This is a genomic window from Bradyrhizobium sp. HKCCYLRH2015 (assembly GCF_051168215.1).
Lineage (GTDB): Bacteria > Pseudomonadota > Alphaproteobacteria > Rhizobiales > Xanthobacteraceae > Bradyrhizobium.
The window spans coordinates 39,195-60,848 of the sequence record NZ_JBNPUO010000008.1; the positions used below are offsets into that span (position 1 = coordinate 39,195).

Genomic DNA, 21,654 nt, shown 5'->3' on the forward strand with positions numbered 1-21,654 from the left:
ACTGGAAAACATGGCGACCACGATGGCGGATCGAAACGAGTCAGAGGGCATCGTCCTCACCGAGGCGCAGCTGCGCAGCCGGCGCCGCCGCTCGATCGCGATCGCGCTCGCGCTCGGCGTGCTGGTGGTGCTGTTCTTCGCGGTGACCATGGTGAAGGGTCCCGCGGTGCTGAATCGGCCGATGTAGAGACGCGATGCAGGACGGGACGAAGCAGACCGCGATGGAGACAACCGACCAGAACGTTCCGGCGACCGCGCCGGCCGCGCCGCGCCGCGGCCTCAGCCGCGATGCGCTGGTCGGCGGCATCTGCGGCGCCGTCGCGGTGCTGATGGTGGGCGCGGCCTATGCCGCCGTGCCGTTCTACAACTGGTTCTGCCGCGCCACCGGCTTCAACGGCACCACGCAGGTGGCGACATCAGCGCCATCCGCGGCGCCGCTGGCGCGCCGGATCTCCGTGCGCTTCGACTCCAATGTTGCCGGCGGTCTGCCCTGGAAGTTCGAGCCGGAGAAGACCGAGATCGATGTCGCGATCGGCGAGGTGGTCACGGTCTACTACAAGGTCACCAACGAGGCGGCGCGCACCACCATGGCGCAGGCGGCCTACAACGTGTCGCCGCTGACATCGGGCGCCTACTTCCAGAAGATCAACTGCTTCTGCTTTACCGAGCAGACCATGGCGCCGGGCGAGACCCGCGAGATGCCGGTGGTGTTCTACGTCGATCCGGCGATCACGGCCGACCACGAGAACGACAGCTTGAAGACGATCACGCTGTCCTACACCTTCTATCCCGTCCGCGACACACCGAAGCCGGTCGCTGCGGGCGAGCCGGACAAACCGCGGGGCAGCCTATGACTGTGACTGTGCGGAAATCCGATATCCGGGGACCATCGCTGTTGAACGACACCGTGCCGGCGCGACCGGCATCGATCTGGGGAGAGACTTGCCATGGCTGAGGCGCACGCCAAGCATCACGACTACCATCTCGTCGATCCGAGCCCTTGGCCGTTCGTCGGCTCGGTCTCGGCCTTCATCATGGCGTTCGGCGCGATCGGCTGGATGCACAAGATGTACGGCGCCGCGCCGATCGTGTTCGGCATCGGCACCATCGGCGTGCTCTACACCATGGCGAGCTGGTGGGGCGACGTCATCAAGGAAGCGCAGTACAAGGGCGACCACACCCGCGTGGTGCAGCTGCATCACCGCTACGGCATGATCCTGTTCATCGCCTCCGAGGTGATGTTCTTCGTCGCCTGGTTCTGGGCCTATTTCAATGCCGCGCTGTATCCGAACTACGAGGTGCAGGCGACCCGCGACGCCCTGTTCGGCGGCGTCTGGCCGCCGAAGGGCATCGAGACCTTCGATCCCTGGCATCTGCCTCTGCTCAACACGCTGATCCTGCTGACCTCGGGCACCACGGTGACCTGGGCGCACCACGCGCTGCTCGAGGGCGACCGCAAGGGCCTGAAATACGGCCTGATCCTCACCATCCTCCTCGGTGCGACCTTCACCTGCGTGCAGGCCTACGAGTACAGCCACGCGACGTTCTCGTTCGCCGGCCACGTCTACGGCTCGACCTTCTTCATGGCGACGGGCTTCCACGGCTTCCACGTCCTGGTCGGCACGATCTTCCTGATCGTCTGCCTGGCGCGCGCCTATGCCGGCCACTTCACGCCCAAGCAGCATCTCGGCTTCGAGTTCGCCGCCTGGTACTGGCACTTCGTCGACGTGGTCTGGCTGTTCCTGTTCATCTGCATCTACGTCTGGGGCCACGGCGCCGAGGCGATGGCCCACGGCGCGCACTGAAGCCGGCGCGCACCGGTTCCGTCGAACGTGCTAAGAAGGGGCGGCCGTCGGGCCGCCCTTTCTCGTTTGCGGCGGCGCCCGGCGGTTGATCGAAATGTGATCCGCTCTCGTCGCCTCCGGTTGTATCAGGGGGCGTCGCCCGGTCGCCCAGGGGGCAAGACACCATGACCACGCATCCGCCCGTCACTTTGGCCCAGACCGTCCTGCGCGGGCTCGCCTGCCGCTGCCCGCGCTGCGGCCAGGGCAAGCTGTTCGACGGCTTCCTCAACCTGCGCAAGCGTTGCGAAGCCTGCGATCTCGACTATGCCTTCATCGACACCGGCGACGGTCCGGCGATCTTCATCATGATGCTCGCCGGCGCCATCGTGGTCGGCGCCGCCCTGATCGTCGAGGTGAAGTATCAGCCGCCGTTCTGGGTCCATGCCGCGCTCTGGGGGCCGCTGATCCTGGTGACGACGCTGCTGCCGCTGCGCGCGATGAAATCGCTGCTGATCGCCCTGCAATTCCACCACAAGGCCGCCCCCGGCCGTTTGGTGGACAAGACGCCGCGATGAACGGTCCGAGTTCCGCGGAGCGGCGCTCCGGTTTTGAAGCGCTGCTCAGGTCCTGCCGTTGCGGTCTGTCTCTTGGGACATGGGTCAAGCCGCTTCCGGACGCGGAAGAAAAGGTAAGCCCTCGCCGCAAACACGCTGCGCTCCCTCCCCCCTTGTGGGGGAGGGTTGGGGAGGGGGGTAGCCTCAACGGCAGTCTTTGCTGGGGCACCCCCACCCCCAACCCCTCCCCGCAAGGGGGAGGGGAGCGCACTGTCCGCGCGGTGAAAGCGGGAGGCTATCTCACGCGTGTGGACACCATCGAACTCAAGCCGGCGCGCAGCGTCGGAGTCGCCGCATGACCTCCGCCCGTCCCACCACCTCCTCCCGCGCCTTCGCCGCCTTCACCTTCGTCATGGTCGCACTGTTCATCGGCCTCGGCGTCTGGCAATTGCAGCGCCGTGCCGAGAAGCATGCGCTGATCGCCGCGCTCACCGATCGTGTCGCCGCAGCACCCGCGCCGCTGCCTCCGCCAAGCGACTGGCGCACGCTGACGCCGGAGCGCGACGAATTCCGCCGCGTCAGCTTCACCGCGACCTATGCAAAGCTGCCGGATGCGATGGTCTACAGCGCCGGCTCGGCCGTGCGCGAGGACGTCTCTGGGCCGGGCACCTGGGCGTTCCTCCCCGCGCGCCTGCCGTCTGGCGAGACCATCGTGATCGACGCCGGCTTCGTCGCCAACACCATGCAGGAGCGCAGCATCCAGGATCGCCAGGTCGGCAAGCTCGTCACCGGCGAGCCCGTGATTCTCACCGGCTATCTGCGCTTCCCCGAGGCCGCCGGCCTGCTCACCGCGGCCGAGAGCCGCGACAAGCGGCTGTGGTTCACGCGCGACCATCGCGCGATGGCCAGGACGCTCGGCTGGGGCGAGGTCGCGCCATTCTACATCGACCTTGAAACGCCGGTGCCGGACAACGGCATCCCAAAACCCGGTCCGCTGTCGCCGCATCTGCGCGACGAGCACATGCAATACGCGGTCACGTGGTTCTCACTGGCCGCGGCGCTGATCGCCGCCTTCGCGGTATGGGCGAGGGGACGACGCGCGGCGAACCGATGACCCGTAGCCCGCATGAGCGCAAGCGACATGCGGGACCGGTGCCGACCCGCATGTACCTTGGCCACGTTGCTGGCAAAACGGCGCTTGACTTAGAGCGCGCTCGAACCCGTAGCCTGCCTGGCGTCGTGAATGGAGATAAAGCGCGCATGAAGATCGGCGAGCTGGCGAGGCAGTCGGGGCTGACGCCCCATACGATCCGCTACTACGAGCGGATCGGGCTGCTGCCCAGGGCCGATCGCGATCATGCCCGCCAGCGGGACTACGACGCATCGATCCTGACCTGGATCGAATTCCTCGGCCGCCTCAAGGCCACGGGAATGCCGATCCGGGACATGCTGCGCTACGCCGAGCTGCGCGCGGGCGGCGCTGCCACGGAGCCGGAACGACGCCGGCTGCTGGAGCGGCATCGCGACGCGGTCCGGGCGCGCGTCGCCAGCCTGCAGGATTGCCTTCTCGTTCTCGACGGCAAGATCGCCGGCTATGCCGGCAGCAGCGAGAGGACGAACGACGATGACGCGATCAACGCCCAGCCAAGCCACGACGACGAGCCCGATGCCGGGCGGCACGCCATCCGGCGCCAACACCGATCAGGATCGGCTGGCGCGCGGCCGGCGCGCGCTCGATAGCATCGACGGCGAGGCCGGCCACAATGTGATCGCGGCGCTCGCCGACATCGCGCCGGACTTCGCCACCTACGTGATCGAGTTTCCGTTCGGCGACATCTATTCACGCCCCGGCCTCGATCTGCGCAGCCGCGAGATCGCGACCATCGCAGCGCTGACCGCGCTCGGCAATGCCGGCCCGCAGCTGAAAGTCCACATTCAGGCCGGCCTCAATGTCGGCCTCAACCGCGACGAGATCATCGAGGTGATCATGCAGATGGCGGTCTATGCCGGCTTTCCCGCCGCGCTCAATGGATTGTTCGCAGCCAAGGCGGTGTTTGCCGAGGCCGACGCGAAGGCCGGTGAGGCCGCCTCGGTTTGAGCGGCGGGCGACGCACCGCGCCTCGCCGCCGCGATCGCTGCGATTCTGCCCCGAGTCGCCCGACGGGCTATTTGCAACGGCATGGGCTGGCATCCGATATCAAGAATTCGGCCGCGCCAGAAAACTGATTATGTAAGCATGTTCAACGCGCTGATGAGTTCAGCATCGACCGGCGGCACTTTTTCGCTTTCATTTTTTCCGAAATCGTGGTTGTCTATGGCCATCCCGCCTCGTTGCGAGGGGCGTACGCGTCGTCACGGACGTGAGGTGGGATGCGATGGACGGGTCGGCTGCAACTGACGAGTGCGGCCGGCGCGGACGGCGAAGTCGCGTGGTCCTGATACCCCGACGCTGGTATCAAGTTGGCGCTGGTGCCGATGCATCGCGTCGATGACGGTGGCCAAAAGGCCCGGTGCACCGAGGAGATCGCGTATAAGTCGTAAGCCATCGCGCAGGGAAGGCCGGGTCGCTCTGGCTGAACCTGTGGTTCCTGCCCCGTGCATTCTTGTTCGCACGGGGGCCGCGGGTGCCAGCCGGCATCCGGTCTTCCCTGCGCCCTCCGTCTGAGGAGGGAGGAATTTCCGTTACAGCTCGGGCGCCGATCGCGCCGCGAGAACGCGAAGCTGCGCCTTCTGACTGGAGAGCCTTGCCATGTGCGTTCGAATGTCACCGCGCGTCATTGCGAGGAGCGTCAGCGACGAAGCAATCCAGAATCCCGTCCACGGCCCTGGATTGCTTGGCTGGCGCTCGCAATGACGGAGGGGAGACCTGTGCTTTTGGCGGAGCAGCTTCAAAGGCGGCGATGCGCGTACGCTTCCACCGCCGTCGTCCCCGCGCAGCCGGGGATCCAGTCCGCCGCGGCGGCGCGGTCGACCACGGCCGTCGTGCGTCCTGGATCGCCCGGTTGAATCGGGCGATGACAGCGGGGTGGGGAAGGGCATCGGTCGCTACCTGCTGCCACCTGTCCAGGACCCGCCCCGTAACGCCGCCGTAACCCCTCGCTGTGACCATCGCTGCGGCAACAACCGGTTTCGCGCGCGGACCAAAACCATTATGGTGCCGGACCATGTTGCCGCCAGGCGGTTCCGATTTCGAATTCAATCAACGGGTTATGGCCTGGTGACGCAGGTCAGGAGAGCGGTTTGACGCGCTATGTTTCGACCCGCGGGGAAGCCCCCGCGCTCACCTTCTGCGATGTGATGCTGACCGGGCTCGCCCGCGACGGCGGCCTGTACGTGCCCGAGACCTGGCCGCAGCTGACACCCGAGACGATCGCCTCGTTCTTCGGCCGGCCCTATTGGGAGGTCGCCGTCGAGGTCATCAAGCCGTTCGTCGCCGGCGAGATTTCCGACGAAGAGCTCGGCCGCATGGCCAACGAGGCCTATGCGACGTTCCGTCACCCCGCCGTGGTGCCGCTCGACCAGATCGCACCGCATCAGTTCGTGCTGGAGCTGTTCCACGGCCCGACCTTGGCGTTCAAGGATGTGGCGATGCAGCTGATCTCGCGGCTGATGGACCACGTGCTGGCCAAGCGCGGCGAGCGCACCACCATCGTCGTGGCGACATCAGGCGATACGGGTGGCGCGGCGGTCGAGGCCTTCGCCGGCCGCGACAATGCCGACCTCATCGTGCTGTTCCCGCATGGCCGCATCTCCGAGGTGCAGCGGCGGATGATGACGACGTCGGGCGCGGCCAACGTCCATGCGCTGGCGATCGAAGGTCATTTCGATGACTGCCAGGCGATCGTGAAGGGCCTGTTCAACCATCACGGCTTCCGCGATTCGGTCAGGCTGTCGGGCGTCAACTCGATCAACTGGGCCCGCGTCGTCGCCCAGGTGGTCTACTACTTCACTTCGGCGGTCGCGATCGGGGCGCCCCACCGCGCCGTCGACTTCACCGTGCCCACCGGCAATTTCGGCGACATCTTCGCCGGCTATGTCGCCAAGCGCATGGGTCTGCCGGTGCGCACCTTGCGCGTCGCGACCAACGTCAACGACATCCTCGCCCGGACGCTGACGACCGGCATCTACGAGGTGCGCGAAGTGCATGCGACGGCTTCGCCCTCGATGGACATCCAGGTGTCGTCGAATTTCGAGCGGCTGCTGTTCGAAGCCGGCGGCCGCGACGCCGGCACCGTGCGGCGGCTGATGGACGGCCTCAAGCAGTCCGGCCGCTTCGTGCTGCCGGATGCGATGCTGGCCGCGATCCGCGCGGATTTCGACGCCGGACGCGCCGACGAGACCGAGACCGCCGCTGCGATCCGCGCCGCCTTCCGCGAGGCCGGCGATCTCGTCGATCCGCACACGGCGGTGGCGCTGGCGGTGGCCGATCGCGACGGAACGGATCTGTCGGTGCCGAACATCGTGCTGTCGACCGCGCATCCCGCCAAATTCCCCGACGCGGTCGAGGCCGCCTGCGGGATGCGGCCGCATCTGCCGGCGTGGCTCGAAGGGCTGATGAGCAGGCGCGAGGACATCAGGATCATGCGGAACGACCAGGCCGAGGTGGAGAAGTTCATCCGCTCGGTCAGCCGGGCCGCCAAGCAGGGAATTGCATGATGGGTGTGGAAGTCACCAAGCTGCCGACGGGGCTGACGGTCGTCACCGACACGATGCCGCATCTGGAGACGGCCGCGCTCGGGGTCTGGGCCGGCGTCGGCGGCCGCGACGAAAAGCCGGACGAGCACGGCATCTCGCATCTGCTCGAGCACATGGCATTCAAGGGCACGACGACGCGCAGCGCCCGCGAGATCGTCGAGACGGTTGAGGCCGTCGGCGGCGATCTGAATGCTGGGACCTCGACCGAGACCACGGCCTATTACGCCCGCGTGCTGAAGGCCGACGTGCCGATGGCGCTCGACGTGCTCTCCGACATTCTCGCCAATCCGTCGTTCGTGCCGGAGGAGCTGGAGCGCGAGAAGAACGTGATCGTGCAGGAGATCGGCGCGGCACAGGATACGCCTGACGACGTCGTGTTCGAGCATCTCAACGAGCTGTGCTTTCCGGACCAGCCGATGGGCCGCTCGCTGCTCGGCACCGCCAAGACGCTGGAGGCGTTCGATCGCGACAAGCTGCACGGCTATCTGTCGACGCATTACCGCGGCCCCGACATGGTGGTCGCCGCCGCCGGTGCCGTCGACCATCAGCGGGTGGTCGAGGACGTGACGAAGCGCTTTGCGAGCTTCAATGGCGGCGAGGGGCCGAAGCCGCTGCCGGCGGCGTTCGGCAAGGGCGGCTCGCGGGTCGTGCATCGCGATCTCGAGCAGGCGCATCTGACGCTTGCGCTCGAGGGCGTGCCGCAGGCCGACCCGTCGCTGTTCTCGCTGCAGGTGTTCACCAACATCCTCGGCGGCGGCATGTCGTCCCGGCTGTTCCAGGAGGTGCGCGAGAACCGGGGGCTCTGCTACTCCGTCTACACGTTCCACGCGCCCTACAGCGACACGGGGTTCTTCGGCCTCTACACCGGGACCGATCCGGCCGACGCCCCCGAGATGATGGAGGTCGTGGTCGACATCATCGGCAATGCGGTGGAGACCCTGAGCGAGGCCGAGGTCGCCCGCGCCAAGGCGCAGATGAAGGCCGGGCTCTTGATGGCGCTTGAGAGCTGCAGCGCCCGTGCCGAGCAATTGGCGCGGCATATCCTGGCCTATGGCCGGCCGCAGACCTTGCAGGAGATGGTCGCCAAGATCGAGGCGGTCAGCGTCGAGAGCACGCGCGATGCGGCGCGGGCGCTGCTCGCACGCAGCAAGCCGGCGGTGGTCGCGCTCGGCACCGGCAGGGGTCTGGACACGGCGGTCACTTTCGCCGAAGGTCTGACCGGTTCGCGATCGAAGGCCCAACTGCACTGAGCGTGGTTCGGCTCGGTGCGGTCCGCGCGCATTGAATCTCGCCAGATCTTGGCCTTGGAGATCTCGGCATTGGAGATCTGGGGTGGGTCGGAGCAGGCTTCGACCCGGAAAGAGCAGGGGGAGCATCACAGATGGCCCTGTTTCGCTTGCCATCCAACGGACCGGCTGCGTTGGCTCCGCGCGGCCAGGGCCTGCTGCTGCGTGCGCCGCAGATGGCCGATTACGCGCAATGGGCGCGGCTGCGCGAGATCAGCCGCGACTATCTCACGCCCTGGGAGCCGATCTGGCCGTCCGACGACCTGACGCGCTCCGGCTTCCGCCGCCGGCTGCGCCGCTATGCCGAGGACATCTCGGCCGACCGGTCCTATCCGTTCATCGTCTTCCGCGAGCAGGATGGCGCCATGCTCGGCGGCATCACGCTCGCCAATGTCCGCCGCGGCATCGTTCAGGCCGGCACCATCGGCTACTGGATGGGGCAGCCGTTCGCGCATCATGGCTACATGACGGCGGCGCTGCGGCTGCTGCTGCCGACCCTTTTCGGCGAGCTCAATCTGCACCGGGTCGAGGCGGCCTGCATCCCGACCAATATGCCGTCGATTCGCGTGCTGGAGAAATGCGGCTTCACCCGCGAGGGCCTGGCGCGTCGCTACCTCTGCATCAACGGGGTCTGGCAGGACCATTATCTCTACGGCCTGCTGCACGAGGATTTCCGGGGGTAGCAATCGTGATCGTGATCGCCGCGGGAGAGGCCAATCGGGGCTGGTTCCGGGCTCTGAAATGGGTATAGACGCCTTGGCTGGGCGACCGAGTTGCCGGGGATATCAGACGATGCGAGAGACGAGCGTGATCAGGGCTGGGACGTTGGCAGCCGTGCTGCTGGCCTTGGGAGCCGCGAGCGCGGCGCCGCCGGCCGCCGCCCAATCGCTGACCGACCGCTTCAAGAGCCTGTTCGGCGGCGGCTCCGACGACAAGGGGCAGGAGAACCTGCCCGCCAGCGGCGGACCGCCGGTCGATCCGACCGATGGCCTGACCTGTCCGCCGGTCAATATTCGCGCCGGCGCCTCGACCTACGCCGTGGCCGCGCCCGGCAAGCAGGCGGTCGGCAACGACGTCCGGTTCCAGGCGTCGATCACCAAGACCGCGCGGGAATGCAATCTCAACGGGGCCGAGATCACCGCCAAGATCGGCATTCAGGGGCGCATCGTCGCCGGCCCCGCGGGCGCGCCGGCGAGCGTCGACATTCCGATGCGCATTGCGGTGGTCCAGGGCGGCATCGGCGAGAAGGTGATCGCGACCAAGTCGTATCGCACCACGGTGCAGATGACCGAGGACGGCAGCGTGCCGTTCACGATCGTCGCCGAGGACATGGTCTATCCGGTGCCGCCGCCCGGCGCCAATGCCGACAATTACGTCTTCTACATCGGCTTCGACCCGCAGGCCCTGACCCCGGAGCGGCCGCACGGCAAGAAGCGGAGGTGACGATTGCCGTTGCGCGAAGCGGTCGCCGGAGAGTGTGAATAGCAAAAGGCCGGTGCGATGGAATCGCACCGGCCTTTTGAAGATGATGGATGAGATGGGCTGCCGCTCAGTTCAGCTTGCGGCCGACTTCGGCGATGCCCTTGGCGACGAGGTCTTCGCCAAGAGCGCCCTTGACCGACTGAGACAGCACGGTCGCTGCCGCCTGGACGGCGGCCTCCGCCGCAGCGGACCTGACGTCGGCGAGAGCCTGGGCTTCGGCGAGGGCGATCTTGCCCTCGGCGGCCTTGGTGCGACGGGCGACGAAGTCTTCCATCTTGGCCTTGGCCTCGGCTGCGATGCGCTCGGCTTCCGCCTTCGCGCTGGTGACGATCTCCTCGGCCTCGCGTTCGGCACTGGCGCGGCGGGTCTTGTAATCGGCGAGCACCTTGGCCGCCTCTTCCTTGAGCCGCTTGGCCTCCGCGAGCTCGTTCCTGATGCGCTCGGCGCGGTGGTCGAGCGCCGTCAGGACCATGCGGTGGACACCGAGATAGGCGAACAGGCCCATCAGGATCACGAAGGCGATCGCAACCCAGGTTTCTGGATCAGCAAGCAAATGCATCAGGCTGTTCCCTTCAACGATGCATCCACCGCAGCCTCGACCGTCTTGGCTGCGGGGGCCTTGCCGGTGAGCTGCTTCACGATCGCGCTGGCTGCATCTGCGGCGATGCCGCGGACATTGCTCATTGCGGTCGTGCGCGTGGTGGCGATGGATGCCTCAGCCGCCGCGAGCTTGGCTGCGAGGCTGTCTTCCAGCACCTTGCGCTCGGCGTCCGAAGAGGCCGCGAGCTTCTCGCGGGTCTCGGCTCCGATCGCCTGGGCACGGGCACGAGCCGTCGCCAGCTCGCTCTCATATGCCTTCATCGCGGCTTCGGATTCATCCTTCAGCCGCTGCGCTTCAGCCAGATCGCCGTCGATTGACTTCTGGCGGGCGTCGATGACGGCCCCGACCTTCGGCAGCGCCACACGCGAGACGATCACGTACAGCGCCACGAAGGCGATCACCAGGGAGACGATCTGGGACGGAAAGGTTTCCTTCGAGAACGGAGGGAAACCATGCCCGCCATCGGCCTCCGTATGGGCGCTTGCGGTGCCCTTGGCCTCGCCGCCCTTGGCTTCGCCATGACTTTCAGCCACGGGCTTCTCCTGTCCGGCTCAGGCCGTCTTAGACGGCGTACAGCAGGAGCAGCGCGATCAGCAGCGAGAAGATGCCGAGCGCTTCGGTCACCGCGAAGCCGAAAATCAGGTTGCCGAACTGGCCCTGGGCGGCCGACGGATTGCGCAGAGCGGCCGACAGGTAGTTGCCGAAGATGATGCCGATGCCGGCACCCGCGCCACCCATGCCGATGCAGGCAATGCCCGCGCCAATGTACTTCGCTGCAACCGGATCCATGAAACGAACTCCTTTGAGGGGTTTGGTAGAGAGGGCCGGATCAGTGGCCCGGATGGATAGCATCGTTGAGATAGATGCAGGTGAGGATCGTGAAGACGTAGGCCTGGAGGAACGCGACCATCAGCTCGAGGCCGGTCAGCGCGACCGTGAGGCCGAGCGGCAACAGCGCGCCGACCTTGCCGACGAAGCCGAGCGCACCGAGCATGGTCACGAAGCTCGCGAACACCTTCAGGGTGACGTGGCCGGCCAGCATGTTGGCGAACAGACGGACGCTGTGCGAGATCGGACGGGAGAAGAAGGAGATGATTTCGATCACGACCACCAGCGGCAGGATCACCGCGGGGATGCCGGAGGGGACGAACAGCTTAAAGAACTTCAGGCCGTTCTTGTAGAAGCCGTAGATGATGACCGTCAGGAACACCAGCAGCGCCAGCGCGAAGGTGACGATGATGTGGCTGGAGACGGTGAAGGTGTAGGGGATGATGCCGACGATGTTCGAGACGAAGATGAACATGAACAGCGAGAACACCAGCGGGAAGAACGTCATGCCGTGCGAGCCAGCGCTGGTTCTGATGGTGTTGGCGACGAATTCGTAGGACAGCTCGACCACCGACTGGAACCGGCCCGGCACGAGCGCGCGCCCGGCGGCCATCATCATGACGGCGATCAGCACGACCGCGAGCAGCATGTACGCGGACGAATTGGTGAAGGCGATCTCCTGATTGCCGATGTGGCCGATCGTGAAGATCTTGTTGAGGTGGAATTGATGGATCGGATCGATCATCCGCGTGGCGTCTCAGTTGTTCACCGGCCACGCCGGCGCTTTGCAATTCACTCGTTGGTCTTCCGCGCGAGGTCTTCCGCGCATGTCTCACTGGCGGGGCCTGTCGGGAGCTATGCCTGCGGATCTCACCACGTTCAACACGCCGGCCGCGAAGCCGAGCAGGAAAAACACGATGAATCCAAAGGGCGATGTCGACAGCAAGCGGTCGAAGCCCCAGCCAAGCACCGCACCGACGAGGACACCGGCGATCAACTCGGAGGACAGTCGCAGGCCACGCGCCATGGCCGAAGCCCGGGCTGCAGTGTCACCGCCGCCGTTTCCAGGTTGATCAGCCCCGATCTTTCGGCCGTCGCGAAATTCGGACAACCGTTGGTCGAGACTTCCGAGCCTCGCGGAAAGCGCAGCCTCATCGGGCGACTTGTCGCGATCCCCGTGTCCGCCGCTCTCGTTCGTGCCATCCGCCATGTGCTTATCCGCCATGTGTGGAGACCCGATCCGTTGCCGCGAGTGTCAGGAAATAGCGCCCCATCGCCCTTTAAAGCCGCGCGGACCATACTGACCGCATCCCCCCAAGTCAAGATTGCGTGTTGAACTGTTAGATGCCTGATTCTGCTCGTCTTCTCGGCTTTTTCGTCAGATCGGTCGCGCGTGTCACCGCGCCGCATCAACAGTGTTCTGTGCAACTGCGATCTTGCCCCTGTCAGGGCCCTCTGATCCGATGTCGCTGAACTCCAACCAGCACGGGAACCCGCATGTCGCGCCAGATCGATTACTATTTCTCGCTGCAGTCGCCATGGGCCTATATCGGCCACCGGCTGTTCCGCGACATCGCCGCGAGCCACGGCGCGAGCGTCAACCTCAAGCCGGTCATGCTGGTGGATCTGTTCGCCGAGACTGGCGGGCTTCCGCTGGCCAAGCGCCATCCGGCGCGGCAGCGCTATCGCATCGTCGAGCTGAAGCGGTGGCGCGACAAGCGCGGTCTCGATTTCCACATCCAGCCGAGCAACTGGCCGTTCAATGCCCGGCTCGCCGACGGCGTCGTCATTGCGGCGCAGCAGGGCGGCCTCGATCCGGAGCCCTATCTGCAGCGCGCCTTCCCGGCCATCTGGGAGCAGCAGCTCAATCTTGCGGATGCCGAGGTGATCGCCGGCCTGGCCGATGCAGCCGGACTGCCGGGCCGCGATCTCGTGACGCAGGCGGCGAGGGACGTGGTCGGGGCGGCCTACGAGCAGAACCGGCAGGACGCGATCGCGGCCGACGTGTTCGGCTCGCCGGCCTACGTGCTGGATGGCGAGATATTCTGGGGGCAGGACCGGCTCGAACTGCTGGCGGACGCGTTGAAATCCGGTCGCTCCGCCTATACGTCCGAAACATAGGTGCGGCCTGTGGCAGCGGATCGCACCTGAGGCAACGTCATGGCCGCGACACAATGTCGGCGTGCATGGCGGCGGTTGCGAATGCGCCTGGGAGAGCCAGCCATGAGTCTCACGAAGCCCTACCGGCCGCCGCTCCTCGCGCTGCTGGCGTTGAGCTGCCTGGGCGGAGAGGCGTTTGCGGTCGAGGACACAACGCCTGACGGCGACAAGGGACGCTACACGATGTCGACGACATCGGACGGCGTGATCCGGCTCGATACCAAGACCGGTGCGGTCTCGATGTGCAACAACAGCGGTGGATCGGGCTTTGCCTGTTACGCGGTGCCTGATGAGCGCGCCGCGCTGGACGCCGAGATCGGCCGTCTGCAGGCGGAGAATGAAAAGCTCAAGGGCCAGCTCGCGTCGCGCGACCAGAGCATCTCCGGCAAGATCGACGAGCCGCTGCCGAAGGACCAGGCGCTGCCCAAGTCCGATCAATTGAAGAAGGCGGAGCCTCGAGCCGGAGAGTCGAAGTCTGCTGATGGAACGCGCAAGCTCGAGATCCCGCTGCCCAGCGACCAGGACATGGACCGCATGATGGGGTTCCTCGAGCAGGCGTGGCGCCGGTTGCTCGACATGGCGACGCGGGTGCAGAAGGACGTCTCGGGCAGGATCTGAGACCGCTTCGAGGAGGCTGTATCCATGTCGGCACGATCGGCCTCGCGCACGGCACCTTCGGCCGCTGCGATCGATACGGTGGTGACGTCGATCCTGACGGTGCAGACTTCGGGCCGCGGCTTCACCGATCTCACGCGCGAGGTCGAGGCATTCCTGCGTGAAGTCTCCGCCAGGGAAGGCGCGGTGACCCTGTTCGTTCGCCACACCTCGGCGTCGCTGACGATCCAGGAGAATGCCGATCCCACCGTGCTGCACGATCTCACCACGGCGCTGGCGCGGCTGGCGCCGGAGGATGCCGGCTGGGTGCACGACACCGAGGGGCCCGACGACATGCCGGCGCACATCAAGACCATGCTGAGCTCGGTCTCGCTGCAGGTGCCGGTGCAGGACGGCCGCATGATGCTCGGCACCTGGCAGGCGCTCTATCTGATCGAGCATCGCGCGCGTCCGCATCGGCGCGAGCTGGTGTTGCGGTTCATCGGCGCGGCCTGAGGCCATAAAGAGAAAATCCGTGGGTCTGAAATGCGGAACGGCCGCGGAGCGATCCGCGGCCGTCCGTTCGAAGAAGATGCGGGCGGGGTCGCCGCCCGCGTCCTGATCAGTGCTGCTGGATGTCGACGTCCTTGGTCTCCGGCAGGAACAGGAAGCCGACGACCGCCGTGATCACCGCGAAGAAGATCGGGTACCACAGGCCGGCATAGATGTCGCCGGTCGAGGCCACGATCGCGAAGGCGGTTGCCGGCAGCAGGCCGCCGAACCAGCCGTTGCCGATGTGGTAGGGCAGCGACATCGAGGTGTAGCGGATCTTGGTCGGGAACAGCTCGACCAGCATCGCGGCGATCGGGCCGTACACCATGGTGACGAAGATCACCAGGATGAACAGCAGGCCGATGATCGCGGCGACCTGCGGACGGAAGACGTCGAACGGATGCGCCATCTTCACGATCGACGGATCACCCGCCTTCGGATAGCCGGCCTGGCCGATCGCGGCCGTCAGCGCCGGGTTGCTGGTCTTCGCATCGGTGTAGGGCACTTCCTTTCCGTTGAAGGTGACCTTCACGCCGGAGCCGGCCGGACCATAAACGGTCGAGTACTTGACCGAGGACTGGGCCAGGAAGGCGCGGGCGGTGTCGCAAGGCGCGGTGAAGACGCGGGTGCCGACCGGGTTGAACAGATCGCCGCAGCCGGCGGGATCTGCCACCACTTCCACCTTCGTCGCCTCGATCGCCTTCTCCAGCGCCGGGTTGGCGTTGGTGGTGATCATCTTGAAGATCGGGAAGAAGGTCAGCGCCGCGATCAGACAGCCGCCCATGATGATCGGCTTGCGGCCGATCTTGTCGGACAGCATGCCGAACACGATGAAGAAGCCGGTGCCGAGCAGCAGCGACCAGGCGATCAGCAGGTTGGCGGTGTAGCCGTCGACCTTCAGGATCGATTGCAGGAAGAACAGCGCGTAGAACTGGCCGGTGTACCAGACCACGCCCTGGCCCATGGTGGCGCCGATCAGCGCCAGCAACACGATCTTGGCGTTGCCCCAGTTCGCGAACGCTTCCGTCAGCGGCGCCTTCGAGCTCTTGCCCTCGTCCTTCATCTTCTGGAACACGGGCGATTCGTTCAGGCGCAGACGGATCCAGACGGAGACGCCAAGCAGCAGCACCGAGACCAGGAACGGAATGCGCCAGCCCCATTTGGCGAAGTCGGCCTCGCCGATGATGGTGCGGGTGAACAGGATGACCAGCAGCGACAGGAACAGGCCCATCGTCGCCGTCGTCTGGATGAAGGAGGTGTAGTAGCCGCGCTTGCCCATCGGGGCGTGCTCGGCGACATAGGTCGCGGCACCGCCATACTCGCCGCCGAGCGCGAGGCCCTGCAGCAGGCGCAGGCCGATCAGGATCACCGGCGCCGCGAAGCCGATGGTCGCGGCGTTCGGCAGCAGGCCGACGATGAAGGTCGACAGGCCCATGATCAGGATCGTGACCAGGAAGGTGTATTTGCGGCCGACGATGTCGCCGATGCGGCCGAACACGATGGCGCCGAACGGACGCACCAGGAAGCCGGCGGCGAAGGCGAGCAGTGCGAAAATGTCGCGGGTGGCCGGCGGATAGTCGCTGAAGAACTGCGCGCCGATGATCGAGGCCAGCGACCCGTAAAGATAGAAGTCGTACCACTCGAAGACGGTGCCGAGAGAGGAGGCCAGAATGACGAAGCGTTCGTCCTTCGTCATGCCTCCAGCTCTCGCTTGTGTGGCTACCATTGTTGACATCGGCATTCGCTCCCCATGATTGTTGTGATGATGGCTTTCGCCTCCGCATGCCGGACTTGGACGGCGCAGGTCGCGGAGACCTTGCTCTTCAGTAACATTGCAGTGAAACCCGCCCCAATACGACTTTCGGCTCTGCCCTCTGCGGCGCGCGGGAAAGATGGGGACATTGCGGCGGATCAAGTTCGCTGAGCGGCCGACGCGCTATCGATGTTGCGTTGCACAAGGTTCGGATTAACCGCCTTCCCTGCAAGTGGAATTGGACGCTTGCATGCAACCGGTGGCCGGGCGAGTATTTTACGGAAAACCGGGCGCGTGCAGTTGCAGCATGTCGTCGGTCTCGCAAGGTCAAGTCTGGATTCATGGCGGCTGCCAGCACTCATCTCGTCATTGCCGATGATCACCCGTTGTTCCGCAATGCCTTGCGGCAGGCAGTCGCGAGCGTGCTCGCGGAGGCCGTGGTCGACGAGGCCGGCTCGTTCGAGGACCTCACCGCTTTGCTGGAAAAGGATTCCGAGGTCGATCTGGTGCTGCTCGACCTCACCATGCCCGGCATCTCCGGCTTCTCGGGCCTGATCTATCTGCGCGCGCAATATCCGGCGATCCCGGTCGTCATCGTGTCGGCGAGCGACGACGGCGCGACGATCCGCCGCTCGCTCGATTTCGGCGCCTCCGGCTTCATCCCGAAGCGGTTCGGCGTCGACACCTTGCGCGATGCCATCAAGAAGGTGATGGACGGCGAGGTCTGGGTGCCGCCCGACACCGACTTGGCCGCCGGCGCCGATCCTGAAATGACCAGGCTGCGCGACCGCCTGGTCACCTTGACCCCGCAGCAGGTGCGCGTGCTGATGATGCTGTCGCAGGGCCTGCTCAACAAGCAGATCGCCTACGAGCTCGGCGTCTCCGAGGCGACCATCAAGGCACACGTCTCGGCCATCCTGCAGAAGCTCGGCGTCGAGAGCCGGACCCAGGCGGTGATCGCCGCGGCGAAGATCGCGGGGAGTGCGTGGCGGCAGGACGTGCCGACGGGGAAGTGACGGTCGCATCGCGCTAGGTAGCGTCACCCCGGGCAGGCTGCTGTGCGGCGGCCACGTGTGATTGCCAAACGAGCTTTCAATTGGTTTGCTCGTCATGCGCGGGCTTGTCCCGCGCATCCACGTCGCGCATCGTGCGCCGAAATGCGTGGATGGCCGGGACAAGCCCGGCCATGACGACAATGAGGATTGTACGATTGCGCTCCGGCTCGGTGCGCAGCGTCGGCCGATCGTGTCGGACCATCCGTGGTCACGCATTGAACGACTGCGTTCAACTTCGGATCTCCTTTCGCGACACACCTTCTCAGCCTCGCGGCGCCATCGGCGTCCGAGCTTTGCTGATCTTTCGCCCTCTCGAAAGCAGAGGGCGCAGGGAAGGCCGGGCGCTGGCCGCGCCCGTGGCCCGCCTGCAGAAAAAAGCAGGCGGCAGTCACCACAGGTCTGGCCGAACACGCCCGGCCCTCCCTGCGCGATGGTTTTGACGGCTGCTCCGAGCTCTCCCCGGGGACCGGCGTTCTTGCCCCCGTCATCCGCAACATCGTCGTCACGGACTTGGCATCAGCACCGGGATGCCAGGACCACACGGCTTGACCGTGCGCGCCGGATCGTTCGTCCGCAGGCCAAAGCCCGCTGCGAACCGACGCGCCCACCGCATCCCGCGCCCCACGTTCGTGACGATCGCGAAGCGCCCCTCATGGCGGGCACGGGATGGCGCGACGTGTATCATGATTTCGGGGAAAAAGAAATAAGATTCGACGGGCTGCGAATTTGTCGATCTGAATCGATAGCTGAACAGGACTGGAGTTCCGAGGACTCTTGGAGCCAGCGAACGCGCGCGGTCCTTGATCGCGCTCAAGCTGCGAGCAGCCGGTGGCTCTGCCGAGACGCGCTGGTGGGTTTGATCCGAGCATCGGCTGACGGCAAACGGCCGTCGCTGGGGACAACGGAGGCAGACGTAGAGGAGGAATAACTGACCGAGGTCCACAGGACTGGGTGCAAAAGGGGACATGAAAATGTCAGCGGCGTTTGAGCTTACGTCACCATTTCGGGTTTGATCGCCAAAAAATTGCAGATTAATGAGTTTGCTCGCGCCGGAAGTATTTGGGCGCGTGCGGAAGAGAGCGGGTCGTTATGCATTCACCAGCCGAGGTGCGCCACGCCAGGGACGCCGTCCATGGGCCTCTCTACCGGCCAGACATAGACGGATTGAGAGCTGTCGCCGTTCTCTCCGTGGTCGCCTTTCACGCCTTCCCTGGCACGCTCCGAAGCGGCTTTGTCGGTGTCGACATCTTCTTCGTGATATCGGGCTTCCTTATCACATCAATTATTCTCGGCGGGCTGGAAAGTGGCACATTCAGCTTTCAGGTCTTCTACGCCCGGCGGATCAAACGGATATTTCCCGCGCTCGCGCTCGTGCTAACCGCATCGTTAGCAGCGGGCGCGCTTCTGCTACTGCCAGACGATTTCCGTCTGCTCGGTAAGCATGTGGCCGCTGGCGCGGGCTTTGTTTCCAACTTTGCTCTGTCGCAGGAAGCCAACTATTTCGACGTCGCGGCAGACACCAAAATCCTTCTGCATCTCTGGTCGCTTGGCATCGAGGAGCAGTTCTATCTCCTGTGGCCGGCGCTGATCTGGATTGCCTGGCGGCTGCGCCTGAACCTGTTCACGGTTTTTGTCGCAATGTTTGCAGCTTCATTTATCTACAACATCAAGGCTACGCCATCGAACCCCGTCGCCGCATTCTATTCTCCGGGAGCCCGCTTCTGGGAGCTTTCAACGGGCAGCATTCTGGCCTATCTGGCATTTTCAACGCCACGGGCGGCGGTCTGGGTCGAAAATGGCCTCGCGACGGTCATAGCGTCCGTTCTCTTCGAGCGCGGGGGGGTGAACGAGAAGAAGATTTATCGCGACTTTGTTTCGGTGGCGGCTATCGCGCTGATTGCTGCGTCCGTCCTCGTGATCACGCGCCGGCAGGAGTTCCCAGGCTGGTGGGCGCTAATGCCGGTCCTCGGAAGTTACCTGGTCATCCTCGCCGGGCCGGGAGCTTGGCTCAACCGGGTGCTCCTCTCAAATCCGGTCATGGTCTGGATCGGTCTGATCAGCTATCCATTGTATCTGTGGCACTGGCCGCTGCTGACTTTTGTGCGCATCCACTATGGAGCCTCGCCGCCCCCGCAAGCCGTCATCACGTTGTTGGTCGGTGCGTCAGTCGGGCTTGCGTGGGGCACCTATCAGTTTCTCGAGAAGCCCATCCGGTCTGGCGAGCTGCGAGTCTGGATGGTGCCAGGGCTAGCAATGGCGATGATCGCCATCGGCGCATTTGGGCTCCTCGATGTCGCGATGCAGGGTTTCCCGGGCCGGATCAACGACGAGGACAAGCGTGAATATGCGGCGTATTTTTATGGCGGGTCGCCGCTGATCCAGGCCGAGGCTCAGGATATCATGCAGAACCGCTGTAACTTTTACGCCTGGGATAGTCCGGTCCCTACGCTCGCGCCAAGAAAGGCCATCGATCCCAGTTGCTATATGCGGCACTCCGATAAGAGTGTGCTCATTATCGGAGATTCCAATGCTGCGGACCTATATTACGGGCTCAATGAAGTTCTTCCGAAAGATGTGTCGGTGTTGCTGATCCACAGTTCGGGCTGCCAAGTCAGTCCAATTATCGAGCACATCATAGAGACTCACCACTGTAACATGGCTAACTACTTTGCGCTGCGTCGGATTGCGATCGATCCGCCCGATGTTCTGTTGCTTTCATCGAACAACTCGTTCGACATCGAGTACATCCGCAAGTTTTCGATGATGGTGAAGGGGTATGGCGTCAAGAAGGTGCTCGTGCTTGGTCAGCGACCGCATTGGAAGCGCTTTCTGCACAAGATCATTCTGGATGAGTATTGGAAGTCGACCCCGCGGTATATACCGGGTCACCTCGATGACGAGTTGATGTCGTTCACCAAAAAGTTTCAATCGCAGCTGAAGCGCGACGAGCCCTTCGACTTCGTGGACGAAATGCAAGCGTTCTGTAGCGCAGAGGGGTGCCTTGCTTTCCTCGGAGATAACCGTCGCGAAGGGCTGATCACGGCTGATACGGTTCACCTCCGCCCATTCGCCTCGGTCTGGTTGGCGCGCCAACAGCTAGCCCCCCTGATTTTGAGGTCTTTGGGTAGTCAGTAAGCTGAGTCGTACACTTTTCCGTTCTGCGTCATCAGTGGCACGCCGTCGGGCGTACCCGGGATAAAGCAGCCGAACTTCACGAGCAGGCCGTTGCCTCCGACAATGGATGGGCCCACCTTGCGATAGCCATCCCTCCTGGGGCAATTACCGATACGTAGCTGTTCGCTCCCGATGACCATGAACAATCGGTTGATGCTCGGCATGTCGCCCGACTCGTCCGCTATCGGCTCTATGCTGGCGCATCCTTGAGAGCTGCAGCCTAGCGTAAACCGCCCTCCGCCTTGCTCCATGCGCCAGACGATATCGAAATGACCGGCGACTTGGATTCCGCCATTGAAGGACGAGCCTGCCGTTGGACCGTCAAACGAAATAGCGATATCCTTGTCGCCAGATCCGTGAAAGACGAGCTTTCCTGAGCCGTCGAAAACCCCGTTGTTGTGTGCGAGCATTTGCGGTGTATTCGGGTTGTTGTCCCTATTGCAGTGCATCTCGATCTGCCCCTGCGGCCCAAATTGATCCGCCCATAGAAACAGCTCACCATTGTCGCCTGCCGTAATGCACGTCGCTGCATGCACCAGCTTTATCGTTCCGTTTCCGTTCGGAGATAGCGCGATCAAATTGCTGCCCAGGGGCTGCCCACTAATGGCAACCGCGTCATCTTTGAAGGTCTGGCCGATGGTCGGCGCGATCGTTACGAGCGATTGGCGGGTGTCGAGGTCCTGCTGGATCAGCTGAACGGCGGTGGCGAGATACTTCACTGGCCTGCTGATGCCGTCGTTGCCATCATCGCCGTCATTATCGACGAGGATCTTCAAACTTCCATTCGGAACTTTGTATCGACCGGGCTTGTGCGTCGAAATCCAACGACCTTTGTAGCTTGTTATTCCGACCGACTGGTTTGGATAAAGCCGTGGGTTGATGTCTTGTGGGAAGTCGATCAAGAGCTTGCCGGCCTCGGACTCTTCGTTGACGAGAACGATATCGCATCCATCTTCGATGCCAGTCGCCGCGGGAAGAGTAATTCGTATGTTTCCTCCGAACGCAATAATGTTCTGGTCGCACGCAAGCGGAAGGGGGCCGCTCCGACCGATAGTCCCTATAGGGCGTGACTGCGCGTTGAGGAGCGTGCCCGTAAGCACAATCAAGACGAAAAGAAATCGCCCCACCAAACCAAA

23 protein-coding genes are annotated in these 21,654 nt (G+C 64.4%); 16 read left to right on the forward strand and 7 right to left on the reverse strand.

The features are described 5' to 3' along the window. Positions 1–10 precede the first annotated feature (10 nt). The 11 genes from ACQR1H_RS21210 (at position 11) to ACQR1H_RS21260 (ending at position 9,762) form a co-directional block, all read left to right on the forward strand. Positions 11–187 (forward strand): CoxF protein, encoded by a 177-nt coding sequence (locus ACQR1H_RS21210; RefSeq protein WP_315801539.1) that lies wholly within the window; start codon positions 11–13, stop codon positions 185–187. Between the two features lie 7 nt (positions 188–194). After that, positions 195–854 (forward strand): cytochrome c oxidase assembly protein, encoded by a 660-nt coding sequence (locus ACQR1H_RS21215; protein ID WP_410051974.1) that lies wholly within the window; start codon positions 195–197, stop codon positions 852–854. A 93-nt stretch (positions 855–947) separates the two neighbouring features. Then, positions 948–1,805 carry a cytochrome c oxidase subunit 3 gene (locus tag ACQR1H_RS21220; RefSeq protein WP_315801538.1) on the forward strand — a complete coding sequence of 286 codons (858 nt, stop codon included), beginning with the start codon at positions 948–950 and terminating at the stop codon, positions 1,803–1,805. A 164-nt stretch (positions 1,806–1,969) separates the two neighbouring features. Beyond that, positions 1,970–2,359, forward strand: coding sequence for a DUF983 domain-containing protein (locus tag ACQR1H_RS21225; RefSeq protein ID WP_315717920.1), 390 nt, complete (start codon positions 1,970–1,972; stop codon positions 2,357–2,359). A 334-nt stretch (positions 2,360–2,693) separates the two neighbouring features. Further along, positions 2,694–3,452 (forward strand): SURF1 family protein, encoded by a 759-nt coding sequence (locus tag ACQR1H_RS21230; protein WP_316181945.1) that lies wholly within the window; start codon positions 2,694–2,696, stop codon positions 3,450–3,452. Positions 3,453–3,598: 146 nt separating this feature from the next. Next, complete coding sequence (locus ACQR1H_RS21235; protein ID WP_316181943.1) at positions 3,599–4,078, forward strand: MerR family transcriptional regulator; 480 nt, start codon at positions 3,599–3,601, stop codon at positions 4,076–4,078. After that, positions 4,005–4,436 carry a carboxymuconolactone decarboxylase family protein gene (locus ACQR1H_RS21240; protein WP_316181941.1) on the forward strand — a complete coding sequence of 144 codons (432 nt, stop codon included), beginning with the start codon at positions 4,005–4,007 and terminating at the stop codon, positions 4,434–4,436. Before ACQR1H_RS21235 ends, ACQR1H_RS21240 begins: the two co-directional genes overlap by 74 nt. A 1,142-nt stretch (positions 4,437–5,578) precedes the next feature. Continuing rightward, positions 5,579–6,994 (forward strand): threonine synthase, encoded by a 1,416-nt coding sequence (gene thrC, locus ACQR1H_RS21245; protein ID WP_316181939.1) that lies wholly within the window; start codon positions 5,579–5,581, stop codon positions 6,992–6,994. Further along, on the forward strand, positions 6,994–8,283 hold the full coding sequence (locus ACQR1H_RS21250) for a M16 family metallopeptidase (protein WP_315801761.1): 1,290 nt from the start codon (positions 6,994–6,996) through the stop codon (positions 8,281–8,283). The genes thrC and ACQR1H_RS21250 overlap by 1 nt, the downstream gene beginning before the upstream one ends. Before the next feature lie 131 nt (positions 8,284–8,414). Continuing rightward, positions 8,415–9,002 carry a GNAT family N-acetyltransferase gene (locus ACQR1H_RS21255; RefSeq protein ID WP_316181937.1) on the forward strand — a complete coding sequence of 196 codons (588 nt, stop codon included), beginning with the start codon at positions 8,415–8,417 and terminating at the stop codon, positions 9,000–9,002. A gap of 142 nt (positions 9,003–9,144) precedes the next feature. Next, complete coding sequence (locus ACQR1H_RS21260; protein WP_316182056.1) at positions 9,145–9,762, forward strand: hypothetical protein; 618 nt, start codon at positions 9,145–9,147, stop codon at positions 9,760–9,762. A 106-nt stretch (positions 9,763–9,868) separates the two neighbouring features. Here the strand turns inward: ACQR1H_RS21260 and ACQR1H_RS21265 are convergent, their stop codons facing one another. The 5 genes from ACQR1H_RS21265 to ACQR1H_RS21285 form a co-directional block, all read right to left on the reverse strand. After that, the gene (locus tag ACQR1H_RS21265) at positions 9,869–10,360 is read right to left on the reverse strand and encodes a F0F1 ATP synthase subunit B family protein (RefSeq protein ID WP_315801532.1); all 492 of its coding nucleotides are present in this window, start codon (positions 10,358–10,360) and stop codon (positions 9,869–9,871) included. Beyond that, on the reverse strand, positions 10,360–10,935 hold the full coding sequence (locus ACQR1H_RS21270) for a F0F1 ATP synthase subunit B family protein (RefSeq protein ID WP_434908144.1): 576 nt from the start codon (positions 10,933–10,935) through the stop codon (positions 10,360–10,362). The genes ACQR1H_RS21265 and ACQR1H_RS21270 overlap by 1 nt, the downstream gene beginning before the upstream one ends. Positions 10,936–10,963: 28 nt before the next feature. Continuing rightward, the gene (locus tag ACQR1H_RS21275) at positions 10,964–11,191 is read right to left on the reverse strand and encodes a F0F1 ATP synthase subunit C (protein ID WP_006615622.1); all 228 of its coding nucleotides are present in this window, start codon (positions 11,189–11,191) and stop codon (positions 10,964–10,966) included. 40 nt (positions 11,192–11,231) lie between these two features. After that, positions 11,232–11,975 (reverse strand): F0F1 ATP synthase subunit A, encoded by a 744-nt coding sequence (locus ACQR1H_RS21280; RefSeq protein WP_316181934.1) that lies wholly within the window; start codon positions 11,973–11,975, stop codon positions 11,232–11,234. An 87-nt stretch (positions 11,976–12,062) separates the two neighbouring features. Further along, positions 12,063–12,440, reverse strand: coding sequence for an AtpZ/AtpI family protein (locus ACQR1H_RS21285; RefSeq protein WP_434888233.1), 378 nt, complete (start codon positions 12,438–12,440; stop codon positions 12,063–12,065). Between the two features lie 287 nt (positions 12,441–12,727). Here ACQR1H_RS21285 and ACQR1H_RS21290 point away from each other — a divergent pair, with 287 nt between their 5' ends. The 3 genes from ACQR1H_RS21290 (at position 12,728) to ACQR1H_RS21300 (ending at position 14,500) form a co-directional block, all read left to right on the forward strand. Continuing rightward, positions 12,728–13,351, forward strand: coding sequence for a 2-hydroxychromene-2-carboxylate isomerase (locus ACQR1H_RS21290; RefSeq protein ID WP_434888229.1), 624 nt, complete (start codon positions 12,728–12,730; stop codon positions 13,349–13,351). A 102-nt stretch (positions 13,352–13,453) separates the two neighbouring features. Further along, positions 13,454–14,008 carry a hypothetical protein gene (locus ACQR1H_RS21295; protein WP_315801527.1) on the forward strand — a complete coding sequence of 185 codons (555 nt, stop codon included), beginning with the start codon at positions 13,454–13,456 and terminating at the stop codon, positions 14,006–14,008. A 24-nt stretch (positions 14,009–14,032) separates the two neighbouring features. Continuing rightward, positions 14,033–14,500: a secondary thiamine-phosphate synthase enzyme YjbQ gene (locus tag ACQR1H_RS21300; RefSeq protein WP_434908145.1), complete on the forward strand. Its 468-nt coding sequence runs from the start codon at positions 14,033–14,035 to the stop codon at positions 14,498–14,500. Positions 14,501–14,606: 106 nt separating this feature from the next. On the opposite strand, the gene ACQR1H_RS21305 is transcribed toward ACQR1H_RS21300, so the two are convergent. Then, complete coding sequence (locus ACQR1H_RS21305; protein WP_315801525.1) at positions 14,607–16,277, reverse strand: MFS transporter; 1,671 nt, start codon at positions 16,275–16,277, stop codon at positions 14,607–14,609. Between the two features lie 353 nt (positions 16,278–16,630). On the opposite strand from ACQR1H_RS21305, the gene ACQR1H_RS21310 reads away from it, so the two are divergent. Together ACQR1H_RS21310 and ACQR1H_RS21315 are read left to right on the forward strand one after the other, a co-directional pair. After that, entirely contained in the window at positions 16,631–17,305 is a 675-nt protein-coding gene (locus ACQR1H_RS21310) for a response regulator transcription factor (RefSeq protein WP_315801524.1), read from the forward strand. Positions 17,306–18,433: 1,128 nt separating this feature from the next. Beyond that, positions 18,434–20,479, forward strand: a complete 2,046-nt coding sequence (locus tag ACQR1H_RS21315; RefSeq protein ID WP_434908146.1) for an acyltransferase family protein — start codon at positions 18,434–18,436, stop codon at positions 20,477–20,479. On the opposite strand, the gene ACQR1H_RS21320 is transcribed toward ACQR1H_RS21315, so the two are convergent. After that, complete coding sequence (locus ACQR1H_RS21320) at positions 20,473–21,645, reverse strand: hypothetical protein (RefSeq protein ID WP_316182206.1); 1,173 nt, start codon at positions 21,643–21,645, stop codon at positions 20,473–20,475. The genes ACQR1H_RS21315 and ACQR1H_RS21320 overlap by 7 nt on opposite strands. Positions 21,646–21,654: the final 9 nt, after the last annotated feature.